7 protein-coding genes are annotated in these 7,618 nt (G+C 47.3%); 2 read left to right on the plus strand and 5 right to left on the minus strand.

Annotation, left to right across the window (positions count from 1 at the left end):
- Nucleotides 1-39: 39 nt before the first annotated feature.
- The 3 genes from plsX to yceD are packed head-to-tail and all read right to left on the minus strand — an operon-like array spanning nucleotide 40 to nucleotide 1,800.
- Nucleotides 40-1,083 (minus strand): phosphate acyltransferase PlsX, encoded by a 1,044-nt coding sequence (gene plsX / locus ACXAH1_RS12430; RefSeq protein WP_253044253.1) that lies wholly within the window; start codon nucleotides 1,081-1,083, stop codon nucleotides 40-42.
- Nucleotides 1,084-1,093: 10 nt separating this feature from the next.
- Complete coding sequence (gene rpmF, locus ACXAH1_RS12435) at nucleotides 1,094-1,264, minus strand: 50S ribosomal protein L32 (protein ID WP_010382129.1); 171 nt, start codon at nucleotides 1,262-1,264, stop codon at nucleotides 1,094-1,096.
- Between the two features lie 11 nt (nucleotides 1,265-1,275).
- Complete coding sequence (yceD, locus tag ACXAH1_RS12440) at nucleotides 1,276-1,800, minus strand: 23S rRNA accumulation protein YceD (RefSeq protein ID WP_138543851.1); 525 nt, start codon at nucleotides 1,798-1,800, stop codon at nucleotides 1,276-1,278.
- A gap of 120 nt (nucleotides 1,801-1,920) precedes the next feature.
- Between yceD and ACXAH1_RS12445 the strand changes: the two genes are divergently transcribed.
- Complete coding sequence (locus tag ACXAH1_RS12445) at nucleotides 1,921-2,508, plus strand: Maf family protein (protein WP_475197079.1); 588 nt, start codon at nucleotides 1,921-1,923, stop codon at nucleotides 2,506-2,508.
- On the opposite strand, the gene ACXAH1_RS12450 is transcribed toward ACXAH1_RS12445, so the two are convergent.
- On the minus strand, nucleotides 2,470-3,138 hold the full coding sequence (locus ACXAH1_RS12450; RefSeq protein WP_475197081.1) for an HAD-IA family hydrolase: 669 nt from the start codon (nucleotides 3,136-3,138) through the stop codon (nucleotides 2,470-2,472). The genes ACXAH1_RS12445 and ACXAH1_RS12450 overlap by 39 nt on opposite strands.
- The gene (rluC, locus tag ACXAH1_RS12455) at nucleotides 3,128-4,090 is read right to left on the minus strand and encodes a 23S rRNA pseudouridine(955/2504/2580) synthase RluC (protein ID WP_475197083.1); all 963 of its coding nucleotides are present in this window, start codon (nucleotides 4,088-4,090) and stop codon (nucleotides 3,128-3,130) included. The genes ACXAH1_RS12450 and rluC overlap by 11 nt, the downstream gene beginning before the upstream one ends.
- A gap of 509 nt (nucleotides 4,091-4,599) precedes the next feature.
- Here rluC and rne point away from each other — a divergent pair.
- The coding region (rne, locus tag ACXAH1_RS12460) for a ribonuclease E (RefSeq protein ID WP_475197084.1) at nucleotides 4,600-7,618 on the plus strand (3,019 nt) is incomplete at its 3' end.

The following is a 7,618-nucleotide window of genomic DNA, read 5'->3' on the forward strand; positions in this document are numbered from 1 at the left end:
ATATTCTGCCTTTTCCTTAGCCACACTATTTGGATGAAACTAGGATCTGGCAGATGTCTCTTCAACCGGCGCCATTTCTTCAAAGGTCGCCCGGATTTTATCTGGAATACGTCTATCGATCTCTCTGGCCGCTTCTTCAATCGCAGCCATAAATGCCTTCTTCGACGCATTTCCGTGACTTTTCACTACAATACCGCGCAATCCTACCAGACTTGCGCCGTTATACTGGTCGGGGTTCACACGTTTATACAGTTTTTTTATGACGGGCCTGAGTAAAAACGCCAGACACCGATAAAAAAGGTGTTTTTTCAACGCTTTTGTGAACTTAAACATGATAAGTTTGGCAATTCCTTCACAAGTTTTCAATGCGACATTACCAACAAACCCCTCACATACAATGACGTCTGATTTACCTGAAAATATATCACTGCCCTCACAATACCCCTGATAATTGATCACTTTGCAATCTTGCATAAGCTTGGCTGCTTGTTTGATACCATCGTGACCTTTAATGTCTTCCAGGCCGATGTTAAGCAAGTGGACTTTGGGCTTGTCGAGTTTAAGTGCAGCACCTGCAACAATCGACCCCATAATGGCAAACTGCAACAGGGTTTCCGGATCACATTGCACATTGGCGCCAAGATCCAGTAGATAAACGGGCTGTTTCTTTTCAGTGGGTACGGAAGTGATCAATGCAGGGCGTTTTATGCCTGGGAGCATTTTTAATACATAATGCGCCATCGATAACAACGCGCCCGTATTACCCGAACTCACGCAAGCTTGTGCCTGACCGGCTTTGACCAGATCCAATGCTACGCGCATAGAAGAATTTCGCTTGTTACGTAACGCCTGAGCAGGATCGCAGGTATTGGTCACAACTTCATCACAGTGCTTAACAATAAGACGTGGATGAGACAGTGCATTGGCTTTTTCGAGCGCATCTTCCAAAACGGAACGATTGCCACATAAAAGTAGGATTAAGCGAGGATGTTTTTCGACTGCAGCGATTGCGGCAGGAATTGATGAACGGGGGCCGTAATCGCCCCCCATCATATCTAACGCTATGGTTAGATCAGCGTGCATAAGTAATCTCTTACTTAGAAATTACTTTTTCGCCTTTGTAGTAACCGTCAGCAGTTACGTGGTGACGACGGTGAGTCTCACCAGAAACTTGATCTACAGTTAGTGTAGGACCGTTAATAGCATCGTGTGAACGACGCATGCCACGACGTGAACGTGACACTTTACTTTTTTGTACCGCCATTAGCCTATCTCCTAAGAATCTTTCTTAAGTTGTTTTAAAATTTCAAATGGATTTGGTTTGCTCTCTTGTTCTTCTATATCACCAAAGCTAACTGGCTTATCAGAAAATGAACAGGATGCTTCTGTATGCTTAGGAACGATGGGGATCGCCAGTATCAACTCATCTTCGACAATTTGCCGCAGATTAATTTCACCTTCTTCATCCAACTCCACAACATCATAGCACTCAGGGAGTTCTTCCGACTCTGCACCTAATCCGACTGGCGAATACGCAAAGTCTTGTTCCAAATCCAACCCTAATTCATCGTTACAACGCTGACACAACACGGTGACTTTGGCCTGCACGCTTCCACGCACTACAACCAAACCTTGCTGGTCTGTTTCGCAACGAATAGTTACCGCTATTTCACCTACTTGATCTTGCACAACTTGCTGCAAACGAGAAAGTTCTTCAAGCGCAATAACACCGTCATAACTGGCCCGGCGCTGTGCCGCTTTGCAAGGATCAATGGTGATGGGAATTTTCACCTTTTGCATAGGGGCTGCATCATATAGATAGTTAGTGCTTTAGTCAAAGCAAAATTAAACTTTCATATTGTTTTTAACCACGTTGTGATTATCCTATGGAGAATTTTCTACAACGCAGTGACAGTACTTATGAAATCACCACTTATATTAGCCTCCAGCTCGCCATTTAGGCAGCAAATTTTAGCAAAATTGTGCCTGCCATTTGATAGCTTTTCTCCCGACATTGATGAATCAGGTTTGCCTGATGAAGCGCCTGATAAGCTGGTTGCCAGGTTAAGTGAAAGCAAAGCGCGCGTTGCGCATCAACATTATAGCAGTGGATTGGTGATTGGCTCAGATCAGGTCGCTTTATTTGACGGCAAGATCCTCGGCAAGCCTCATACGGTGGAAAATGCCCATGCACAGCTAAAACAATTCAGCGGTCAGGTCGTCACGTTTCTCACCGGATTATGCGTCTATCAGCTTGAAACACAGCGGGCTGTTACTAAAGTCGTACCGTTTAAAGTCCATTTTCGCCAGTTAACAGACGCTCAGATTAAGCAATATGTGGCAAAAGAGCAGCCGCTCAATTGTGCAGGCAGCTTTAAGAGTGAAGGACTGGGGATATGCCTGTTCGATAAGCTTGAGGGAGACGATCCCAATACATTAATCGGGCTCCCTCTGATTGAACTGACCAAGTCACTGGCAGAGTTCGGCGTTGACGTGCTCGGGCAATAAAAACGCCTGAAGCTGAGCATAGCTTTCGCACACAGCCAGCGGCGCGTATTTCTCAAGTTGCGCGGCGCTGGCCGCCCCAAGTGTTACCGCAACAGCAGGTATGTTCGCATTATTGGCCAATTGCATGTCAATAGCAGTATCGCCAACCATGACGGCATCAGCAGGATTGACATCCAGCTCGCATAAGATTTGTTGCAGCATATCCGGGTCTGGTTTTGATTTTGCGTCATCCGCCGTTTTAGTAATGCTAAAATAATCACTCAAGCCACTTTGTGCCAGCAGGTTATCCAAACCAACCCGACTTTTTCCTGTCGCGACAGCCAACAAGTACCCTTCAGCTTTGAGTGCAGACAGCAACACTTCGACTCCGGTAAAGACCAATGCCGGGGTTGTGTCTTCTTTATATAGACGCTTATAAGTCAGTGCTAAATCAGCTGCGTTTTCTTGATGTTCTGGAAACAAAGTAGTCATGGCCTTTTCTAACGACAAACCGATGATTGACTTAGAGGCTTCATCAGAGACAGGGTCAAGGCCGTGGGTAGTCGTCACTTTGCGTATGGTATTAACAATTTTTGGTACTGTGTCCATCACAGTACCGTCCCAGTCGAATATAATCAGCTTACGTGTCATTACTGCTCCTTAGCTTAGCCAAACAATGCTCCAGTGCTTTGTCCAATGGTGCCTCGACGTGCAAAGTGGTTTCATGCTTTGGATGAATAAACCTCAGCTCCCGGGCATGCAGGAATAATCGACCCAGGCCTAACTGGCGCATTTTACTGTCAAACACCTGATCGCCATACTTATCATCACAGGCAATTGGGTGGCCTTTACATTGCGTGTGCACCCTAATTTGGTGAGTACGGCCCGTTACCGGCGATGCCTGAACCAAAGTCGCGCAGTCAAAACGCTCTAAAACACGAAAGCGGGTATGAGAGGCTTTGCCTTCTTCATGATCTACGCGTACCACGCGCTCGCCTGATTGCAGCGTATTTTTCCGCAGCGGTTCGGTGACATTTTTATGTTTGGCAGACCACTCTCCACAGACCAGTGCCCAGTAGTTCTTTTCCATGGTTTTTTCTCTGAGCTGTTCGTGCAACCCTTTTAGAATTGCACGGCGTTTTGAAATCAATAAACAACCAGAGGTATCACGATCTAATCGATGTACCAACTCCAGGTTTCTTTCTTCCGGACGCAATGCACGGATAGCCTCGATCAACCCATAACTTAAACCACTACCGCCATGCACCGCCATACCTGATGGCTTATTCATTACTATCAGATACTTATCCTCATATAGAATCGCATCTTCCAGCCCTGCGACTTTGTCCAGGTTTTTTGGCACAAACTCAGATTTCTCAGCGACTTTTACCGGCGGAATGCGCACTTCATCATTCAGTTGTAGCTTGTAAACCGGCTTCACCCGCTTTTTGTTAACCCTGACCTCCCCTTTACGAAGAATTTTGTAGATTGCACTTTTTGGCACTCCCTTAAGATGGGTAAGTAAAAAGTTATCTATGCGCTGACCGAGTTGGTCTTCTGTTATGGTTACAAAACTTACCTTTAAGCCGGTTTTTTCTGACATTGCCTAATCACTGAATTGAGTAATAATTTAGTTGCTATCACGCGGGTAATAGTGGGATAATCGGCCCGCCTATCTTTGCGAGCGTGCTTTTTATCGCATTGATGCCGCTGTGATGCACATCTTGGGTGGAGGATCATACAGATTAGAGCTGAGATTTCCACAGCTTTATCGACCCAGCCCAGTGACAAATACGTGCGTGTAATCTGAAATGAAGCGTGTAATAGTTCATGGTACTGATTAAACACAGCTAAATAACCGAAATTAAAAGCAATAATTATTAATGTCTTGTGTAGTTTAGTCGGGATAGGTTCAGGCCCGTGCGACATCCGCAAGTTGAGTTAAGAACTCAATAACCCGCCACTTATAAAGCAGTGTGGCATAAGCGTTATAAGCGGAAGTAAATGATTGTTCCCGTCTCCCAGTCGTGAGACTGCATTATAAAAATAGGAACACTGAACCCCCGAACTAACAAGCACAGGCAAAGTGTAAAAATTAAGTAGAGTAAAAATATGAAACGTATGCTGATCAATGCGACGCAGCAAGAAGAAATGCGCGTTGCACTGGTTGACGGCCAGCGTCTGTACGATTTAGACATCGAAAGCCCTGGTCATGAACAGAAAAAAGCCAATATTTATAAAGGTAAAATCACTCGAATAGAACCTTCTTTAGAAGCCGCTTTTGTTGACTATGGTGCTGAGCGCCACGGTTTCCTCCCTCTCAAAGAAATTGCCAAAACTTACTTTCCTTCAGGCTATACATTCAACGGTCGCCCAAACATCAAAGATGTGATCAAAGAAGGCCAGGAAGTCATTGTTCAGGTTGATAAAGAGGAACGAGGCCAAAAAGGTGCAGCACTGACCACTTTTATCAGCGTTGCCGGCAGCTACCTGGTACTCATGCCCAATAACCCTCGTGCTGGCGGTATTTCTCGCCGTATCGAAGGTGATGAACGCATCGAACTGAAAGAAGCGTTGAGCCGTCTAAACCTGCCAAAAGGCATGGGCCTGATTGTGCGTACAGCGGGTGTCGGTAAATCTTTTGAAGAATTAGAATATGACCTGAAAGCCCTGCTGGTACACTGGGAAGCAATCCAGAATGCGGCAGACAGTGGTAAGGCTCCATTCTTAATTCACCAGGAAAGCAATGTTATCTTCCGCGCTATCCGCGATTATTTACGCCGCGATATCGGTGAGATACTAATTGATAAGGCACGTGTTTTTGAAGAAGCGAAAGCCCATATTGAGCGTTTCCGTCCGGACTTCATCAACCGTGTTAAGCTCTATCAGAATGATGTTCCGCTGTTCACGCACTACCAGATCGAAAGCCAGATTGAATCTGCTTTTCAGCGTGAAGTACGTTTGCCTTCTGGCGGTTCAATTGTCATTGATCCAACCGAAGCACTTACTTCTATCGATATCAACTCCTCAAAGGCAACTAAAGGCGGCGATATTGAGGAAACGGCATTAAATACCAACCTGGAAGCCGCTGACGAAATTGCTCGTCAATTACGTTTGCGTGACCTGGGTGGCCTGATAGTGATCGACTTCATTGATATGACGCCCCCACGTCACCAGCGTGAAGTTGAGAACCGCCTGAAAGATGCCGTGCGCGCAGACCGCGCTCGTGTTCAGATTGGCAAGATTTCACGATTCGGCTTGCTCGAAATGTCACGCCAGCGCTTACGCCCTTCATTAGGTGAAGCAAGCCAGCACACATGTCCGCGTTGTGATGGACAGGGTACCATTCGTTCAAACGAATCGATTGCACTGTCTATTTTGCGTCTGATTGAAGAAGAAGCGATTAAAGAGAACACCGCTCAGGTTAACGCGCAAGTACCTGTTAAAGTAGGCTCTTATTTGCTTAACGAGAAGCGTCGAGCCGTTCAGCGCATCGAAAAACGCCACAACTGTGACGTTGTGATCATTCCTAATCAGCATATGGAAACGCCGCATTATGACGTTGTACGCCTGCGTAAAGATGATGTGCCGGAAAGTGTGAGCTATGAGCAAGTCGTTACGCCTGAAGTAGAAGTGGCTGCCGCACCAATTGCAGCTCCTATTGTCAAAGAAGAGCCTGTTCTGAAAGGCGTTGCTATGCCTGCAGCACCGGCACCAGCTCCACAACCTGCAGAAGCGACTAAGCAGCCTCAAACACAAAAGAAAGTTGAGGAAGAAGCAGGTTTATTAAGTCGTATCGGTAAATGGCTCAAGGGCTTGTTTGGTTCTGAAGAAGAGCAAAAAGAGGAAGAGCAACCTAAGCAACAACCTCGTCAGCGTCAGGATAACCGCCGTCGCAACCAGCAGCGTCGTAAAAATCGCAACCGTAATGATCGCCGTAACGACGAACGTAACGACAATCGTAAAGCTGAGCAAGACAGCAGTGATACTAAAGCTCGCAAAGATGAGCAGAGCGACAACCAGGAGCGCAGCGAAGGCCGTAATAAGCGTCGCCGACAGAACCAGCGTCGTCGTAATGATTCTGATAAAGCGAAACAAAGCTCTGAGCAAAGTGCAGAGCAAAAACAGGACAACGCAGAGCAGGCAAACCAGGACAAGCCAGTTAAGCCACGTCGCCAACGTCGTAACCTGAAAAAGAAAGTACGTGTTGAAGGTGAATCAAACAACACGCAGACTACTGAGGTAAGTGCTGATGTCCAGCCTGAGGTTACGGATACCCCTGCACAAAAGCCTGAGCAAGAGCAAGCTGTTGCAACCAGCGTCGCTAAAGAGACTGCACCTCAAAAAGTGGAAGCTAAGGTACAACAAGCTCCGGAGACACCTGCAGAAGAAGTGGTTGAGCAAACTCAACACAACCAAAAAGTTGAGGAATCAAGCGAAGAAGATAAAGAGCAACGCGAACAACCGCGCACTCGCTCTCGTCGCTCTCCGCGCCACCTCAGAGCTGCCGGGCAAAAGCGTAAACGCAACGAAAGCAAAGATGCAGCACCTGCGTTTGTTCCTGTCGCAGATCAAGCCGCCGCTGAGTTTGAAGCTGAAATGAGCGCAACTGCAAAAGCACAAGTCGCCGCTGCTGAGGAAACGCCAGCAGTTGAAATGCAGCCTGTTGAAACACAAACAGCTGTAGCACCGGCAGAGGAGCAGACTCAAGCTGCACCAGATACTGAAGCCGCGGTTGAGGTGCACGCTGAAGAAGCACCTGCGACTGAAGCCGCGGTTGAGGTGCACGCTGAAGAAGCACCTGCGACTGAAGCCCCGGTTGAAGTACACGCTGCAGCCACTGTTGAGGTGCAAGCTGAAGAAGCGCCTGCGACTGAAGCCCCAGTTGAGGTGCAAGCTGAAGAAGCGCCTGCGACTGAAGCCCCGGTTGAGGTGCAAGCTGAAGAAGCACCTGCTGCTGAAGCCCCGGTTGAGGTGCAAGCTGAAGAAACGCCTGCTACTGAAGCCCCGGTTGAGGTGCAAGCTGAAGAAACGCCTGCTACTGAAGCCCCGGTTGAGGTGCAAGCTGAAGAAGCACCTGCTGCTGAAGCCCCGGTTGAGGTGCAAGCTGAAGAAACGCCTGCTACTGAAG

This window comes from Pseudoalteromonas sp. AWH4_217 (genome assembly GCF_056161105.1).

Excerpts from the sequence above, each read along its gene's own strand:
- rpmF (WP_010382129.1), bottom strand. The coding sequence starts at position 1,264 with ATGGCGGTACAAAAAAGTAAAGTGTCACGTTCACGTCGTGGCATGCGT.
- ACXAH1_RS12450 (WP_475197081.1), bottom strand. The coding sequence starts at position 3,138 with ATGACACGTAAGCTGATTATATTCGACTGGGACGGTACTGTGATGGAC.
- rluC (WP_475197083.1), bottom strand. The coding sequence starts at position 4,090 with ATGTCAGAAAAAACCGGCTTAAAGGTAAGTTTTGTAACCATAACAGAA.
- yceD (WP_138543851.1), bottom strand. The coding sequence starts at position 1,800 with ATGCAAAAGGTGAAAATTCCCATCACCATTGATCCTTGCAAAGCGGCA.
- ACXAH1_RS12445 (WP_475197079.1), top strand. The coding sequence starts at position 1,921 with ATGAAATCACCACTTATATTAGCCTCCAGCTCGCCATTTAGGCAGCAA.
- plsX (WP_253044253.1), bottom strand. The coding sequence starts at position 1,083 with ATGCACGCTGATCTAACCATAGCGTTAGATATGATGGGGGGCGATTAC.